Below are 17297 nucleotides of genomic sequence, written 5' to 3' on the forward strand. Positions count from 1 at the left end.
TTATACCGCCCCGCTACTCCCGTCGCTACTATTCTACTGACTCCTCAAGAATTTCACGTGTCACAGCGTCTGCCTTGGCTTCGAAGAAATCGAAGAAACCGGTCCACGTCTCAATGTCTGTTTGGCTGCGCGTCAGATATCCCGCTTCGCCATTAAGCATCATAGAGCTATTGCGTAACTCACCACTTCCGACGTACGCAAGTTGATTGTCCGCAATTATCATTTTCGCATGAATGCTTCGATCCAGCTTCGGCTGTTTTCCTCCAATCGCGTGATAGAAATCATACACGGAGAGTGAACTCTCAGAGGAGGCGACCGATTCGAACCGATCCATAAGTTCTAGAATAGCCTTTCGACCTCGGTTGTGGCCGAAGTCGTCTGCTGGTCGTAAGAGTTCTCTCGTCAGGAATTTTATATTCGCTCCCGACGAAGCTGCCTGATGGAACTCGTCTTCTAAGCGAAGTAATCCATCAAGTTCGAAGAATGGTACCACTAATCGGAGTGTTGAATCGGCTGTCTCGAACACTTCGGCGAGTGCGTTCTCTAACCAGACCCCCGAATTGATGTTCTGGTGTTCCGCATAGTCTTTCCACTCTTCCTGATGTTTGGTGGGGATACTCACAACCGGTTGGTACGTTTCGTCTGTCACTCCCCTCCCTCCTGGAAGTGTTTCGGATTCTAACACCTGGTAATAGGCTTCCCGTTCCGCTTCTGGATCCTCGAGTTTGAATTGGCCGTCGCTGTGCCCGGCGACGATGTCTCTCCGTACGAGAGCGTCGAGGTATTCTCTCACAAAGTTTCGGACATCCGGGTCATCGTACTGGTCTGGAATCCCGTCGAGCGACACCTTACCGGTGGTACGCAACCTCTCGTGAATCCAGAGGTAGATGTCGTCCTCACGCACGACGGATCACCTCCGCTGCGAGGTGCCGGTCAAGAAGGCTATTTGCAGGAACGTATCCTTCGACCTCTCGTGAGACAAACGGATGACACCGAGCGTCATCAGTGAACACACATGAAAGGCAGGCGTCAGTACAATCACGGGAACAGTCGCTGAGTATCTCTTCAGTCCGCTGTAATGTCCGTAGGAGTACGCTGCCTGTCTTGTTCATCGTGATTTGACTCAGTCCACCCGCGCCTACGTCTCGTTGTTCGACGAGAACGATCGCACCTTCTTCGATGAGTACCTTCGCGGCGAGGAAGTCCTCAAGACCTGTCTCCTCAATGGCTGCTTGGTACAAGGCGTGCTGGTAAGCATGAAGGAGTGGAGTAAGTCGTAACCCAGTCTCACCATCTGCAATTTCGTCTGTGTCAAAATCGTTCAACTGTGTCAGTTCCCGTGCTGCGATTGCCTCGTACTCGGCATCGCCATTACTCACGACATCTGCCAAGACATCGGTCCGGAGGTCGAAGACGATGCCACGTCCCTCGCGTCGGGTAAGGTAGGCTGTACGTTCTCGGTCTGAATCGCTCGAACTAAAGCTACGAGCTAACCGACCGTGTGTCTCGAGGTCGGTTCCACGTGAGTCGACGTTTGATTCATACCCATACACTGCGGACACGGAACTGACATCAGAAACTGTGAAGACATCGTTTAGACTGAACGTATCGTAGAAGATGGCCTGACTGCCAGGCGTGATTGTGTCGAGGTTCCAGTGATACGTATCGTCGTCAGCCTGGTTTATCTCGCTCGCTTCGTAGAGTGCTTCTAGGCTTGTTCCCGTCCCGTCGTTACTCACGATGTCCTCGAGGATAAGCGGTTGCGTGTGTTTAGCATCGATAGTCTTCGGCCGCATCTCAGAGAGGACTTCTTCTTCGCCGTCAGCAGCTGGTTTGTGACAGGTCGGACACTGCCCATAGAACTGGTCATTGTGGTTGCGACTCTCCGAGCAAAAGAACCGAACGCCGGCAAGCCGATCACCAAGATTGACGTGCAGGTGACCACTACAATTGTTCTCTGGACAGGCAATGCGGTCTCTAGTGTCTTCCTTGCTGATCACCACGCTCGGCCCTGGCCCGTCAATGGATTCTTGCATCCATTGGTGTGGACTCGCCTGTTCAATGTGTGCACATCGTGGACAGACAAACAAGTACGGGAACCGGCGCATCTGATGACGTGAGCTGTGGGGACAGTCGACGGATCGTTTCATCGCATCCGGACTCTCGACTCCGAAATGATTACACGACGGATCGGTGCACCGATACACTCGCGGGAATGGGACACTAATAACTTCTGAGTCCTCACATAACTCCGCTAATTCGATATCGCTAGACGAAAAATCGTACGAACGTGTCGTTTCGTTGGTATCGCCGGCGCTATTCGTATTATTGGTCGCGCTTGAGCGTTCGGCGTAGCGGCGGAATGCGTCTGGCATATCATCTGTGACCGGTTCGTCAGCCACATCTTCGTCCGTGTCTCGCTGTTCGTATGCCGCCTGCTGTCGGTTGCTCGCGTCGGCTGTGTACGAGTAAAACTCGGTGTCCAAGTTGGTAATAACGGTCGCGAGTCGGTCGGCGAATGGACCAAGATCAGTTGGTTCTTTGTTTTCACGAATGGTCTGCACTTGCACTCGGTGGCCATCTTCGGAACGGACTCTCCCAGGATACGCCGTCAGTAGGACCTGATATTGCGATAACCGTGACATTACTCGTTCACCTCCGAGGGCAGCTTCCACTCAATCGTTGTCCCGACCTGTTCGTCCGAGGTTCCCCGGAGTTCGAGATCTTTGTCTTCGAAGTATTCAGAGAACCACTCGTTGATGTTCATGGATCTATTATTTACGCGGGCCTGGGTCGCGGCCTCAAACCATTTACTCTCATGCTCTCTGGTCCCGATAAAATCAAACAACTGATCTATTACCTGTTCATCAATAACGTCTAGAATCTGACTGTCAAGTTGAACGTCGGGAGGACAGAAAATGCTGCGCATGTCAGCATACAGCTCCTGTGCATGAGGGTTCTGTAATGGCCGGTCGTGTTCGTCGAACATTTTGACTAAGTCTTGGATGTCGTGCGGATTGTCATAGTCGAACGCCTGCTCGCGAATCGCGTATTCTATCGTCAGAAACGGCCCGAGCAAGAATTCGAAGAGAATACGCGCCAAGTATGGATTTGTTGGATGAATTGCGGCAGTGTCGTAGTAGTCGTCAACGTTCCCAAGTAGCTGGTGAAATTTCCGTTCGATCTGCATGTCGCGTGGCTTTCCAGGATACAGATGGATAGCTGCGTGGCCAGCTGCATCTTTTCGTCCTGTTCGCCCAATGGTCTGCATCTGCTCCGACATGCTTCGGGGCGCACCGAACAAGAGTAGGTTATTGAGCTCCGGGATGTCGATACCCAGGGACACCACCAAGTTCGCTAGCACTACCGGGTCTGCCGCTTCGCTCCCCATCCCCATTGATTTTCGAAGGGCAGATTTTGACGACTCGCCGGAAATAAACTGTAGATCACTCAGGCCTCCGTCACTGATCTGATCCGCTCGGTCCCCGATAGACTCCCGTAGCGAATACCCGTCCGATTTCCGGTGAAGATAGCCCAGAATCTGTTCGTAGTGACTGATATCAGCATCGACACGGGCGTCTCGGATCGCTTCCTCGAAATCATTGCGGAACTCCGTTCCAGACGTCGTATTGTGGAAGTCATCATACAGTTGTACGATCGCTTCCCGGAATGACCCTCTGTTCGACGTTGCGACCGGTGTCCCTGCGAGGATTCGATAGCGAACACGGTTCTCTACCATACTAAAGTAGTCGCCATGTTCACCACTGTCTGGGACGGCAACTATCTCGTCTTCGGAGGCGCGTAGTAACCGTGAGATGTGTTCGAATTTGTTACTGATCGTCGCTGTCCCTGAGTCGACTGAGATGGCATGGCTATCTCGGTCCCGAGTCTCACCAGACCGTAGACGCGAAGCCAGTACTTCGAAAAAGCGGAGAATGATCGAAATGGAGATTCCGAACTGGCCAGTGTACATGTGCGTCTCATCTAGCACGATGTGACCGATTGGTGAGTGCTCGGCACCCTCGCGATCCGATTCACTCACCTTCCAATCCACCCCGTTCCATGGAGTGGTGACACGATCGTTGGTGTTACAAACGAAACACACCAGTCCATCCCGGTCGTTGAGCACTCGATAATTGTTCATATCAGTGAGTGCTCTTCCGCAGTTCTCGCATTTACTGTATGGAGCGCCATAGAACGGCAACGTGGAGAAGGTTGAGTGGTGCGTATTCGACTCTACGGTCGGCATCGTGAAGAACTTCTCCGGCGTTCCGACGGTCAAACTCGGCAGATACTGTTGGGTTCGCTCCACGTCGTATACGAAGTCGTATAGGAACCCGCACTCAGAGTTGGTGCAGACGGGGAACTGTAGGTGATTGTCCATCGTGTCGAGACAGTGTCTGGAGTCACAATCTTGACACTCTGTGTCCAACTCGGAGCCACAGCAATCACAGCTCCCAATATACCCAACGAGATCATCGGCATCCAAGTATGTCCGCTCACCGGTCTCATCATACTGCCGCCCGATTGCGACCCCCACAGAGAACTCTTGATCGGGCATCAAACTCCCTGCATTGGAATGGTGTTGTCCTTGGACGTATCGCTTGTATTTTGTAGCGAGTTCGATCACTTCCTCTAGTTTGTCTTCGGTTAGCATCCGCGTCGGAAACGGGAATGCGGCGCGTGTATCTCGCTCGAGGATTGTCAACAGCGTTGAACCGTAGTAAACGATGGTCTTCCCAGCAGAGGTCGGTGCCTGAACGACGACTGGTGACGTCTCATCATCAAGGAGGGCAAGTGCCCTTTCTTGGATTGCGTCCCACTGGAATTTGTGAAGTGTTGGTTCGTCGTCTGCGGTACGCCCTGATTCGTACTCGTCGCTCTCGATGGGAGGCAGGTCACCAAGGTAGTGTCGAAGTGCCAATAGAACTCCCCGAAGATTTCGGAGCAGGGTCTCGTGTTCACGAGCGGCCGTCGCCTCTTGGGCTAGCACAGGAGCAGCTTCTAGCAGCTCATCATTGTCCATACAGACTAACTGGTCCAGCCGGTAACCCGAGGTGACCGGTTCCTCTTCGACGTAATCGTACACCCCGAATGATGTCGTTCTGAACCGTTCGCCTGCTTGTGGCACATCTCTTGTCTCCAACCGTGTCTCGAATGATTCGACAGTCCGTGTGAGGTAGCAGTCCTGTTGCCGATACCGGTTCTCTTCACTTACGTCACGGGAATTATCTTCTGCAGACAGTGCCGACTGTAGTTTCACGTCGTGCTGTTGACTCGGAAAATCAACGACCATTTCGTCGAATTCGAGTTCCATTGATGGATAGAAGACGCGCCGTTCGGCCCACCCTGACTGGTCGTTTTCGTCCACATATGTCTCGTTCCTCATCGTCACTGTGAGCCGGACGTAGTCATCGGAATCGCCCGCCGGCGTCAAACCCCCGAGATCTTCGTTCACCGATACTGTGAGACTCAGTGTTAGTGTCGGCCGATTATAATTAATCTCGGCAGTATCTCCACTCAATTCTGAGAGATTATCATCGGTTGCACCCGTGCGATCAAGCGCACGTCTCTCCTGAGCATCTCGGTTTGGGTTGATGACTGCAGCCTGCGTCTGGGTTCCTGCGATCGTGATCGTTTCTTCGTAGTCTGTATCGTTCGAAATGGGGATGGATTCTGGCCCAGCTTCGAACTGAACGGGAATCGCTGTGGTCGCAAACGGTCGCTCCGCGGTATACATGTTGTGTGGTTCCCCACCAATCATGAGCGTTGGCAAGTGATTTTCTGTTAGTTGATACGGCGAACTGTAATCAACATCCAGATATGCACCGACGAATCCGTCGATAGCGACGGTTAACTCAGCGTCAAGACTGTCGCGTTCGACAAGAACGTGGACACGGTGGGCAGACGGGTTTTTGAACATTGCATCGTCGAACCCACCAACCGGGCGCGGGACGAGACAATTTCCATCACCAACTTCGTCAGTACGGACGCCGCGGCGGTAGGTAAAATCTGTGAGGTGCTCTACAGAGAGTCGGTCGAGATATGATGCATCCTTAGTGGTTGGCCGCAGTTGTGGAAGCAATTGATCTTGGAGAACCGTCTGTGGGTCACCGTCAGGAAGAAGCCGTGAATCCATTCTTAGTTAATAAATTCCCGCACTTCTCATTAACTTGTCCTATTCATTCCCTTCCTACTAAGGGAAAAGAACTAGACGGTACACGGTAGTAGTGATTTCGTCGAGTACTGCCCTCATCTATCTTTCTGTCGTAGCCATTCTTTATACGAAACCCATGGGCTGTATCGTCTGTGTATGGTGGCGAGTTCGCTTGCCCGCTCCTGCACATCGTGGGGGCTCTTGATGTGACGACCAGTGAATGTGAAAAATTTCTGTCCGTCAAAGAGTTCAACCGGGAAGTTCTTTGCATGGCCGTATTCACTTTCTAAATTGTAACCTGATGCTAAGATATGGAGTCCATGGCCGCCGACCGAGACCTCGGTGTACGAATTGACTGTGGTAAAGATATCCTTGCTGGCGTCGTTAGTGAATCGAAGTTCGTTGTCAAGACAATCGTCTAAATCAATAAGGACAAGTTCGTCATCAAGACCCATGGCAAAGCCGACTCCTTCTGGAGCTTCGTGATCGGCGTACGCAAGTTGTGCTTCCTGATAACTCATATGATGTTCCTGCGTTTTGAGTACATCAACGGCCCTGCCTGATGCAGGGTCAATAGGCTCCTTATCAGCATTGAAACATGCCCACCTATCACGTTGTTTCAGCGAGTGTAAGAGTTCGTTCGATGCTATCTCTGATTCCTGAAGTTGCATTAGTGGGTCTGTGGGATTGGAACTGGAAAAATATTTACACCCATTGTACAATTGATACCGTACACTCTCTTGACGATGAATTCTGATACAGATGATGATTCTTGGCGAAGGCGAGAATTACTGTTCCGACAGGCGATGAAAGATAAGAATCTGTTATACAAGACCTACAGTCGGTATTATAGGGCCCATCACATCACAACGAAAGCAGGTTGGATCTCCACGGGGCTCACAGCAATCATTGGTGCCGTTCTTCTGTATGTGATCACATCAGCCACGTTCAACTTACCAGTGATCAGTGGATATCTTCAAGGAACCGACGACGTTCTAGCGATTTTGCTGCTCATCGTCTCATTGATAGACGCATTTTACTCACCGGAGGCCCGGTCGATCAGGTACTATAGAGCAGGGCAGGACCTTCAAGAACTTCATGACGAGTACGAGAACTTTGTCAACCTGGCTATCGCTGACCCTGGTCGAAATATCGATACGCTAGCCGAAGAATTCGAACAGCTGCACAAAAGACGACACAGGTTGAACAAATCAGTCCCTCAACTCAGTGGAATTTGGCATTCGATGGTCAAAATGGATCAACACGGCTACCGAACGTTGATACCTTTCGTTCCTAGCAAGCAGAAATTATCGGTTCGGAGTTTAATTGAGTCGAAGCTCTCATCGGAAAATGAGGGACGTTCGTCCCCTAAAAAACAGTGGGAAGAGACGCTGTCGGAGAAAGTTAATGGGTTCAAACAGAAAGAGACTGTAAATCAAAACTGAAATTAGCTGGAATGGTTTAGGAGATTACTGGTCCAGCATAACCAGCACGCAAACAGACTTGTCGAACCCATAATTATTTACACTTCTTAGATAGAACTTGTTACAACTGCTTAAAAAGAGGAAAAGGCAGGGGTTTAGGCCCGTGTCTGATGTTCTGCCATAAGTTCCCGGAGGCTTTCTTCCTCCCCATTCCAGTACGTCTCTGTCTCGTCTTGTTCTTCGATGAACTGGTCAGCCCGGTCCTCTACCGTTTCTTTTCCAAGTTTGTTGGCATTCGGTAGTTTCGAGTATCCGTTTTCCAGGAGGGTCGCTGCCTTCTCGAAGCCAGTGTCGAGTTCGTAGTCGGGAACATCTTTGCTGTAATGTGTGAGCGCACGTGTCGCAGCGTTGTATGTCTCCCAGAGCGTCGGACTGTCTTTGTCGTTGATCTCGTCGTGTAAGGAGTTCAGGAGGTCGGGTACTGGCTGCTCGAGGTACTCTCCGAGACCTTGCTCGAGTAGGACCAGTAGTGCTTCGTCCTGGTTGAGAAAGGTCTGGTTCTGTGCTTCTTTAATCCGGTTCTCGACGATTTCCGGGCTTTCAACAACGCTGTCAACCGCGTTGTAGGCAAGGCTGGGTTGGAATGGCTCGCTGTGTGTCTGTTCGAAATGAAGCCGTCCGTCGAAGGCCATCATTCCGTTGCTGCAGACCTGACGCATCCCTCCGACATCGTATTTGACTGCGTGGAAGCCGGAGTGGCCAGACTGGATCTGTAGTCCGAGCTCGATAGGATCATCGTCGGCTGCATATACAGTTGTGTCGCCGGTGAAGCCGATTTTAGCACTCATTTTGTGTGCAGTAGGTGATAGACTGATGGTTCCAGTGACACCAAGATCGTAGCTGTCTTGATGACGATCTATAGCATCACAAATCGTCTCCAAGATATCTCCGTATTGGATGATGTTGTAGAAGTCTTTCGAGGAGGAGACCACGCCGGTTGCCCGCAGATCATCCGTCCACAGCGAGTCTCTATACGGGATTTCCTCCCACACGTCCTCGCCCTCGTGATGTGCGTAGACCTCGTGACGCTCAACCTGTGGTAGTTTATCCGTGGTTTCGTATAGTTGGTCTAAGTCGTCGAAAGCATAGGTTTGTTCTTGCATCTGTACATCGCCTCGTTCTACCAGAGGAAGTGGGGTTGAAGAGAGTAGTAGCCAAGGGGATACCCTGTTTCGTATGAATTCAATCAATCATCTACTTCGGTGAGATCCTGTTCTGTGACCTCGCGTGTGCCTTGCCGCATTGCCCGGTGTCCGGCCTGAAGCAGTTGTTCGAAAGCTTGCCGGCAATCACCTGTATTGTCTGCGACCTGTTCTGCGATAGTCTCAATCACTTCGTTGCTGACCGTTCCGGGTTTGAATGTCTGTTCCACGGCATCTTGAAGGATCTTTTCAAGCTGGGTAGCGGTGTAGGGTTCGAACTCGATGGTTCGGCAGTTAAGCCGGCTCCAGCTCCGTGAGTCAAGCATGAGCTCGTCCGGTGGGAGATTGGATGTCACGATTAGTCCAAGTTTGTTTTCGGTTTGTTGGCTGAGCATATGGAGGTCGTACGCAACCTCGGTCTTTTCTTTCAACTGGTCGAATTCATCAAGCGATACGGCGACACTCCGGTTTTTCTGAAGCCATTCACGGAGTTTGGAGAGTAGTTCGTCGACCGGTTTGCCTTTGCGTGGTGCTGGATATCCGAGTTGGATCAGTAGTTCGGTGAGTAACGCGGGACGAGTAGAGTACTGCCAGCAGTTGATCTGAATGGTTTTCACACTGGTCTCGGTTGCGAGTGCGTCGAACACATGGTTGACACACATGGTTTTCCCGGTTCCGGGCGTTCCGTGGATAAGCAGGGTTTCAGGTGTATTGCGTTTGATCAGTGGCCGGAGACCGTCACGGATCGCATGGATTTCTTTGTCGCGACCCGTGGGCTTGAGGCTGGCTTCACCGTTCAGGTAGCGTTCTGAATAGATGATGCCACTGCTAGTAGAGGTGTTGTCAAACATTGGTGGATCACCTTCACTTGGTTTGTCTGTCAGTGGGTATTCAAAAGCAGAACCTGGGATACTATTTCGTATGTGGGAGAGTGTACAGGCTTTCGAATGGATACACCGCTAATAGTTCTCTCATGGGGTATCCCCCTTGGGTCATGTTTTTCCCAACTGAAGGCCAGTGTCCGAAAATCCGTGTGAGTCCTGACCTCCAAATACTAAGTCTATGACCGATATTATCGATACCGCTGACCCGTTGACTCGAACGTATCTCCCCGCACAACTCATCGATAGAGAATCAGAACAGGAGACCCTGTCAGAAGCGTTTGCGGCTGATACAGAGACTCGGCTTCAGCACATCCATATCTACGGACCCCGTGGGACCGGGAAAACCCATCTGGTCAAACAGTTTCTTACAACGTTTCCTTCAACAGTGACCACCTGCTACGTCTCAGGACGGCCACACGACACCCAGTACAAAGTCTTGGAACGACTGCTCCAACAGTTGACCGGTGAACGCGTTGGAACCGGCCATCATGTCTCTGGTCTCCAGCGCCGGATTGAACAGACGCTGACCTTGGAGACCGTGATCGTTCTCGACGAAGTTGACTTCCTTCTCTTGAATGATGGCGATGATCTGCTCTACTTCCTCACCCGGCTGGAGAATACCGCAGTAATAACGGTTTCAGCCAACCACCGAAGCCTCGAATCCGAGTTGGATGCACGAACTTATAGTTCGTTCCAGCCTCAAGTCCTTACATTGAACCCGTGCACACCAAGTCAAGTAGAACAGATTCTTTCAGAACGTGCCCGACGGGCGCTGGAGCCGCAGTCAGTTGAACGTACAGCGCTCTCACGGATTGCCTCAACAACCCCGAACATCGCTATCTGTCTCTCCTGGCTACGGGTGGCTGCTGAAGCAACTGATGACGCAGTTACTCGCGACGTCGTTGACGAGGTTCAGTATACTGGTTATGCTGAGTACGTCTCTGAGTTACTCGACGAGTTCACACCTCACCATCGGCGGTTATACGAAACGATTGAACTCTTGGAACAGAACGAATCAGAGACTTCTCTCTCAGGCACTGTGTATGATACGTACCGCGAACGGTGTTCTGACACCGATGTCAGACCGTTAAGCGAGCGGCGTACCAGCGATTTCTTGACCCATCTCGAACTCCTGGGATTAATCGAGGCTGACTATCACTACGGGGGACGGAAAGGCAAAACCCGGGAAATCCGGCTCGTAGACTGGAACAGCGATAATCCGTCAGAAGAAGAGTGAGAGGTCGGTATCGGAGAGTTCAGTTAGTTCCCGTTGCAGTCGACGTCTCTCCCGCTGAAGCTGTTCACAGTCCTGCCAGTATGCTCGCTGTATCTCTTGAAGCTGTTGCTCAAGCTCTCGTATCCGCCGCTTCTGACTGGTCACACGGTCCTCCGCAGAGAAAGGGTGCTGCAACCGCTGTAGCCGATCCTTCTCAACGCGAACAGCATCCTCCAGTTCAGCAACCGATTCATCGTGGAGTTCTTTCCGGTCCTGGAGTCGGCTCTCAATCTGACCGAGTTCCGCTTCTATGCGTCCCTGTTCCTGATTTTGTGCCCCGGTCAATAGTCTCTCTATATCCACATCTTCCTTGAGTAGATCAGTCTGGGTGTGCGGGGTATAGGCCGCAGTACCGGGACGTGATTCTGCCAACAACTCTTCATACTCGGGATACCGCATACCGGATTCTATGTTAGTAGGTCCAGCACAGACTTACCTGAGTTCTGTGTCGCCTTGGTTCAGTAGTTCACGGTACTGTTCAGCGGCCTCCCGGTAGAACCGTGGAAGCGACTTGACCTCGTCTTCTGACCAGGACGATATCTCTTCGAGAAGTTCTTCGGCTTCCGCTAGTTCATTCATCGACATCTGTGGCTACCACCCTTTTGGAACTGTTCGAACGGAGAGGCTTAGTGAATACGTGGAGGCCCGGCTACACTTGAGACTCTTCAGTTTATTCTACTGGAAGTCGTCGATCTCGGACTGGTCCATCAAGACGTTCGCAGCGTATTCGACCCGTTGAACTTGGATCTCGTACAGACACATCCTGGTGTAGTCCTTTCCGGTGTATTGGGCTGCTTCCTGCTTCAGGAATCGTTCTGCTTCACCGACCGAGTGGAAAAACAGGTCTGTTTCAGCACCGTCCGTCCGGTACAGCGTGTCCCCGCTTTCCGGGTTAAACCAGCAGTAGACCGTGTCTCTTCTCTGATCAAGATAGGGGTCGCCGTCATTCACTTCCGGTTCTAGTCTCCTCGAGTACTCCAGTAGTTCAGCTATCTCCCGAATAGGCCATCACCAGATTCTTGGAATGCTTCGAACTCGGTTTCAACAACCCGGGTTAGTTCGTAGCCGCCGTCCGGGAATAATTCCTCGTCACTGTCGACTGAGGTATCAACACGGTACGCACCTGCCGTCTCCAGCTGTTCCCGGCTGAAAGATCCGTACTCCCACCGGCCATAGGTATTAGGAGATCTTACCCTGCCAAGATACAGGTTTTCCTCTGTTTTCTCGTAGGCTTCCCACCGCCAGTTCGGCAAGAGAAATGCTTCCCAGACCGCTAACGGCTCCTCATTGTCATAACCCATCATATCAATCACCGGTATCTAAACTAGAGAGTAGTACTCAAACCCGTTACCGGACACTACGGTTCAGATGAACGTACAAAAAATAACGTTACTCGAGAACCAGTAAATTCTCTATTCACTCATAGTTTTAGCAGGGACATAGAGCCGAACCCCATCTTCATCATCACGGTCCTCCGGAAAGAACCCGTACCAGCCGTCACCCACTCTTCTTTCCCAGCCCTTGCTCTCCTGAACCCGCTCCAGTGATGAACGACTAAGCCAAGTTTTGAGTGTCCCATCTCGAGTAGTAGATTTCACGAGGAAGTATCCCTGTTTTGGAAGAATCACTGATGTCTCAGCACAATTCTCGGTCTCAAACAGCTTAATTGACGGATCATGGTTCTTCTTTTTTCCGTTGCGTGGGTCCCACCAAATCTCTATGTTTTCTACTTTCTTCTGGGGAAGATCGCCATTCCTACAGATTTTAAAGAAGAGATCTGATGACGGAACAGTGTGTTCATTAAACTCTCTCTCGGACTGTTCGGTGAAAACAGGATGGTGAGCGTCAAAAGCCACCAGTTGGAATTTATCTCCCACAAATGGTCCAGAGCAGTCCACCGGCCGATCAATGTACTTGGAGAATATCCCTCCCAGAACCGGGAATACCCGTGGAACCGAGTTCGATCCTATTTTCTTCCACTCGAGAAACCGGTAGCGAAAGTAGTCATCGACCGAGTATACCCGAAGATGGTTCTTTTTGGTACCCAACTGGTCTCCCCTCCGGTTGACCTCTAACATCACGTCGTCTCCTTTGTCGAGATCGGTCAAGGGGCTTTTGTAGAATGTCAGACACTCCGAGGGGCAGGTAAGTGCATACCTGAACTCCTCTGAATTAGGGTTCTTAGACAAACTGTAGGATCTTTCACCGTTATCCGAAAGATCAACCCGGATATAATTCGGTGGGTCCTTGTCCAATTTCGGCTCCGGCTTGTCTTCAACTGAGCCACCTTCGACAATTTTAGGGTAGAATGTCCTCCGTCTCTCTAGCTTAATTCTCTCAGTTGAATCACCCTCTGTCTCCTCTAACCGTTGAATCCGTTGTATTAGCTCTGCAAGCTCTTCACATTCGAAAGCAGCGTCCGGAACTGGAACGTAGTACGTCCCTGAGTTATACTTTAGTTCCACCCGGTATGGATCACCTTCTTCCCCAGTATTATCTGCATTTTTATATTTCACCTGTCTCCACCCCTATTCTAGATGACATTCATACCTCCATTTCCTTTGTAATTTCGATGGCTCACTGGATTCAGTCCGGTAAAAATGGTTGGAATAGCATCGGTGAAGTCCCTGCAATACTGGGCTTATCCGTACAGTACACGGCTCAAGCTGCACCGCAATGTTCTAACGAAGTCTCGCCAGCGATAGTTCAGCTTATCGAGTTGACTCGTCATCTTCAGACCACCGCAGTTACCTTCGCAATTCCATTGGCGGGTCTAATGCTGACAGTGTCCGGATTACTCTGGCAAACCGGTTCATCAGAGCAGCAGAGACGGGCACGCCGGATATTCATTAACACATTTGTCGGCCTCACCATCGTAATCCTGAGCGACGGACTGGTCTCCATCGTTACAAACGTGCTTTGTGGAGGCGGTGCTTGATGCGGTCCACCGCTCTCAGCCTGGTCGTCCTTCTGCTGGTCATCATGGCTGTAGTCCCTGGAACTGCGGTAGCAGTCAATAATACGACTTCGCAGTCAATGCCAGTTCAGGACGGGTCCGATGAAGGCAATGGTCTCGATATTGGTAGCCAGTTTCAAAAAGCCATAGTCTCGGTCCTGATGGACATGGTGGAAGGGCTGACAGAGACTCTGAATCAGGTGTTGATCCGGATCTTCGTGAGCTACCCCGAAGTAAAGCAGTCCGCTGTTCTGAGTCTCCACCAGAAGGTGTTTCAGGTGTCGCTGGGCTTGGCATCAGCCGCCGCTGCTTGGATCGGGATACTGCATATGTCGAACCGTGTTGATGGTGTCCGACCAGTGGTCTACCTACTGGGAGCAGTGGCGTTCGGAGCAGTCGCACCTTCGCTTCTCCGGTACCCGGTTGAGCTGTCACGTCTAACCACTGAGGCGCTTGCACCGACTGATCCAGGGATTGCAGCGTTGACACGACTATCTTTCGAACTGTTTCTGGTCGCGGTTATCGATGTATTCCTGTTGTTGGGCACCGTGATGATCTTCGTCGCCCGCGATGTCTATCTGATGCTGGGTGTAGCAATGGCACCCTTGATTGCGTTGATGGCGGTGACGCCTCCTTTCCGACGGTTTGCGGACAGACTGATTAGTATCTGGCTGGCCTGTCTACTGATCGGTCCACTCAATGTCGTGGTTCTGGATCTAACCCTGTCGTTAATGGGATCACTCACCGAGACTCCACACTATCTCTGGGGCTTAGGAGGAATCGCTCTCCTCTTCGGGTTGCCGTTGATCCTGTTAGGTGCGGGAGCCATCGTGTTCGCTCCGATGACCCGTGTTGTTAACAGGGGTGTTGGAAAGGCCTGGGGCGGTGTCAAATCAGGCTGGAACCAGGCTCGAGACACTGACCGAGACGAGCCAAGCGATTGGTCGGATGAATCCGGTCCACGAGGCCGTGGAAACCGTTACCGAAGAGGGGGTGATGATCGATGGTGAAAGCAGATTTCCCGTCGTCCATTGATCCGAGAGTCAAGTTTCTGGATCGCTACACGGTCTGGGATATTATCCGGATCAGCATCCTGGCTTCCATTGGCTGGCTTCTCGCGGAGTCTGCCGGAGCCACCATCGGTATCTTTCTCGGGTTCTTGCTTACTGAGTTCAAGCCCGGTGGCAAAACCCTCGATGCTTACCTCATTGACGCTGTCAAGCGGATAACGACCGCCCCCACTGTCTCCAGCCCAGAACTAAGGAAACTCGTAGATGGAACAGTTATTTTGGATGATGATACCGTTCTCGGAATTGTTCGAGTCTCTTCCCATGACTTAGATTATGCCTCGGAACCAGAAAGAAGAGCAAACCGCGATACAGTCTCGGAACTGCTGAACGGCGTTGATTACCCTGTAGAAATCTATTCCCAGCAACGACTTGTTGACCTGTCGGAATACCAGGGAACCAATGGATCAACGGTCACAACCGACCACTATGTCATCGTAAAGTCATCCAGACAGACGTTGGCTGAAAATCACCGTGAGGTGAAACGACGGGGCACAGAAGTTCGGAGCCTATTGACCGCAGGCGACCTCTACGCCGAATCTTTGACCGGAGCAGAGTTGAAGGCCGCCGTCGAGAACCTCTACCTTGGCAAGCTACACCTTTCCCGGAAAGGGTTCGAGACCGAGTATGGCCAGAAACGGGTCTGTCGTATGCTCTACATCGACGAATACCCCGGTCAGCTACCGCTCGGATGGATAGCCGAGGTATTGAACCAGCAGAATCCCGGACTGATAGATATAGTCCAAGACGTAAAGCCAGTCTCCAACTACCAGCGGAACTGGATGGACCGGATGCTCGCCCGGGTACGAACAGAAATATCTGCTACATGGAGGCCGTCACGCCAGGCAAATCTCCGGGAACAAGAACTCGGCATAGAGCAACGGATGAATGCTGAGGCAAGCGGAGAAACACTGGTCAATCACGGAATCTATGTCATCGCTCGTGGCGAAACAAGTAGTGAAGCCGATAAAACCATGGACGCAGTCAAGTCCGTTCTAAACAGGCACCGTGTGGAGACCCGTGAACCACGGTATTCTAACCAAGCCGTGAAGGCTATCTCAGCCTTCCACCGCTGTAGATTCGACGAGTCAGAGATCGTTCCCGGAGACTCCGCGGCCACGGGATTCAGCTTCGGTACTAAGGACAGTATAGAAGCCGGCGGAATTAAGGTGGGTGACCATCGGAACGATTCCCCTGTAATTCTGGACCGGTTTTCCTGGGACGCAAGTCACATCACCGTTATGGGTAAGAATGGCTCTGGAAAGACCTACTGGACCGGTCTAACCTTGGTTCGGTCTGCCGTAGCCTATGATGATCTTGAGATATATATTGTCGACCCGAAGAAAGGCGACTACAGCGATATCGTTGATGCGCTAGGCGGCGAAACCGTGTTCGTCAGCCAAGCGGACTTCAATGGAAACGGGAATGACGTGGTTCGGTTCACGGTCGAAGATCCTTCACGGGATAACACGGAGAAATTAGCTGAGACGGTACGATATATCCATCGTCAGGCCTCGAAGACCGATAGGAAGACACTGGTGGTTATAGACGAAGCTCACCGTGTCACCACGAAAGGCAACAGGATCTATCAAGACGGCGTTCAGGCACTCTCGAACTTGATCCGTGAAACCCGGCATAAAAACGTGGCTGCAACACTCGTCACACAGAACGCCGACGAGTTCACACGGTCCAACGAGGGCAGAAACATTCTACGGAACGTCGACTGCAACCTCTTCTTCAAGCAGAAAGATGTCGCTAGCCAAGTCACCGACTTCTTCCAACTTTCCGAAAAACAAAGTGTTGAACTCCGGAAACTTAGAACCGGAAATAGTCTACCGTTCAGTGAGGCAATTGTTAAGGGACCAGTTGATACCCGTATCAGAGTCCAAGCCAGTCAGGAGGAACACCGTCTGCTTGAAAACGGTGAAAACCGAGACATGATGCTTCCATCACTGGATTCTGCTGGTTCCGTAGAACCTCGGACTGAGGAAAACGGAGAGAAGAGAAGTCGAACCGACGGCGGCCACGAAACCATATCAACCGATAACACGGACCCAGAATCCACCGAAGAGTACGGGTTCCTGAAGCTGATCGGATTCGTTCTGGGAGCTCCAATCGGTTTGTTCGAGTACGGCTTACTTGCTGGATTCCCCGTAGCTACGGCTCTCTACTGGAATAACATGTTGACGTCGGTTCTTCCAATAGGGTTGCCTCTCAACGGGACACTGGTCGATATCCTCGCAGTTTGGACAGCTACCCTCATAGCGGCCGAACTTCTCTGGATACTGCTCTTGAGCGTAGAAAACTGGCTGGCACAGCCCAGGAGGTAAG

General features: G+C 51.5%; 16 protein-coding genes. 5 read left to right on the top strand and 11 right to left on the bottom strand.

Features of this window, described 5'->3' with window-relative positions:
• Window positions 1–28 precede the first annotated feature (28 nt).
• The 4 genes from NKH51_RS13650 to NKH51_RS13665 form a co-directional block, all read right to left on the bottom strand.
• Complete coding sequence (locus tag NKH51_RS13650; protein WP_254762239.1) at window positions 29–904, bottom strand: phospholipase D-like domain-containing protein; 876 nt, start codon at window positions 902–904, stop codon at window positions 29–31.
• Complete coding sequence (locus NKH51_RS13655; protein WP_250140239.1) at window positions 897–2036, bottom strand: hypothetical protein; 1140 nt, start codon at window positions 2034–2036, stop codon at window positions 897–899. Before NKH51_RS13655 ends, NKH51_RS13650 begins: the two co-directional genes overlap by 8 nt.
• 608 nt (window positions 2037–2644) lie before the next feature.
• Window positions 2645–6139 (bottom strand): DEAD/DEAH box helicase, encoded by a 3495-nt coding sequence (locus tag NKH51_RS13660; RefSeq protein WP_254762240.1) that lies wholly within the window; start codon window positions 6137–6139, stop codon window positions 2645–2647.
• Window positions 6140–6252: 113 nt separating this feature from the next.
• Window positions 6253–6828 carry a hypothetical protein gene (locus NKH51_RS13665; RefSeq protein WP_250140241.1) on the bottom strand — a complete coding sequence of 192 codons (576 nt, stop codon included), beginning with the start codon at window positions 6826–6828 and terminating at the stop codon, window positions 6253–6255.
• 75 nt (window positions 6829–6903) lie between these two features.
• On the opposite strand from NKH51_RS13665, the gene NKH51_RS13670 reads away from it, so the two are divergent.
• Window positions 6904–7602, top strand: a complete 699-nt coding sequence (locus tag NKH51_RS13670) for a hypothetical protein (RefSeq protein WP_254762241.1) — start codon at window positions 6904–6906, stop codon at window positions 7600–7602.
• A gap of 134 nt (window positions 7603–7736) precedes the next feature.
• On the opposite strand, the gene NKH51_RS13675 is transcribed toward NKH51_RS13670, so the two are convergent.
• Together NKH51_RS13675 and NKH51_RS13680 are read right to left on the bottom strand one after the other, a co-directional pair.
• Window positions 7737–8744: a DUF932 domain-containing protein gene (locus NKH51_RS13675; protein WP_254762242.1), complete on the bottom strand. Its 1008-nt coding sequence runs from the start codon at window positions 8742–8744 to the stop codon at window positions 7737–7739.
• A gap of 83 nt (window positions 8745–8827) precedes the next feature.
• Window positions 8828–9634, bottom strand: coding sequence for a Cdc6/Cdc18 family protein (locus NKH51_RS13680; RefSeq protein ID WP_254762243.1), 807 nt, complete (start codon window positions 9632–9634; stop codon window positions 8828–8830).
• Between the two features lie 211 nt (window positions 9635–9845).
• Here NKH51_RS13680 and NKH51_RS13685 point away from each other — a divergent pair, with 211 nt between their 5' ends.
• Window positions 9846–10904 (top strand): Cdc6/Cdc18 family protein, encoded by a 1059-nt coding sequence (locus NKH51_RS13685; RefSeq protein ID WP_254762244.1) that lies wholly within the window; start codon window positions 9846–9848, stop codon window positions 10902–10904.
• On the opposite strand, the gene NKH51_RS13690 is transcribed toward NKH51_RS13685, so the two are convergent.
• The 5 genes from NKH51_RS13690 to NKH51_RS13710 form a co-directional block, all read right to left on the bottom strand.
• Window positions 10890–11342: a DUF8104 domain-containing protein gene (locus NKH51_RS13690; RefSeq protein WP_254762245.1), complete on the bottom strand. Its 453-nt coding sequence runs from the start codon at window positions 11340–11342 to the stop codon at window positions 10890–10892. The genes NKH51_RS13685 and NKH51_RS13690 overlap by 15 nt on opposite strands.
• Window positions 11343–11375: 33 nt before the next feature.
• Window positions 11376–11528, bottom strand: a complete 153-nt coding sequence (locus NKH51_RS13695) for a hypothetical protein (RefSeq protein WP_254762246.1) — start codon at window positions 11526–11528, stop codon at window positions 11376–11378.
• A 90-nt stretch (window positions 11529–11618) separates the two neighbouring features.
• Window positions 11619–11894 carry a hypothetical protein gene (locus NKH51_RS13700; RefSeq protein WP_254762247.1) on the bottom strand — a complete coding sequence of 92 codons (276 nt, stop codon included), beginning with the start codon at window positions 11892–11894 and terminating at the stop codon, window positions 11619–11621.
• Between the two features lie 38 nt (window positions 11895–11932).
• Window positions 11933–12256 carry a hypothetical protein gene (locus NKH51_RS13705; protein ID WP_254762248.1) on the bottom strand — a complete coding sequence of 108 codons (324 nt, stop codon included), beginning with the start codon at window positions 12254–12256 and terminating at the stop codon, window positions 11933–11935.
• A gap of 99 nt (window positions 12257–12355) precedes the next feature.
• Window positions 12356–13459 (bottom strand): hypothetical protein, encoded by a 1104-nt coding sequence (locus NKH51_RS13710; RefSeq protein WP_254762249.1) that lies wholly within the window; start codon window positions 13457–13459, stop codon window positions 12356–12358.
• Between the two features lie 56 nt (window positions 13460–13515).
• Between NKH51_RS13710 and NKH51_RS13715 the strand changes: the two genes are divergently transcribed.
• The 3 genes from NKH51_RS13715 (at window position 13516) to NKH51_RS13725 (ending at window position 17296) form a co-directional block, all read left to right on the top strand.
• Window positions 13516–13881: a hypothetical protein gene (locus tag NKH51_RS13715; protein WP_254762250.1), complete on the top strand. Its 366-nt coding sequence runs from the start codon at window positions 13516–13518 to the stop codon at window positions 13879–13881.
• Window positions 13882–13979: 98 nt separating this feature from the next.
• Window positions 13980–14909, top strand: a complete 930-nt coding sequence (locus tag NKH51_RS13720) for a TrbL/VirB6 family protein (RefSeq protein WP_254762251.1) — start codon at window positions 13980–13982, stop codon at window positions 14907–14909.
• Window positions 14903–17296: an ATP-binding protein gene (locus NKH51_RS13725; protein WP_254762252.1), complete on the top strand. Its 2394-nt coding sequence runs from the start codon at window positions 14903–14905 to the stop codon at window positions 17294–17296. Before NKH51_RS13720 ends, NKH51_RS13725 begins: the two co-directional genes overlap by 7 nt.
• Window position 17297: the final 1 nt, after the last annotated feature.

Origin of the sequence: Natrinema marinum (assembly GCF_024296685.1) — an archaeon.
GTDB classification, from domain to species: domain Archaea; phylum Halobacteriota; class Halobacteria; order Halobacteriales; family Natrialbaceae; genus Natrinema; species Natrinema marinum.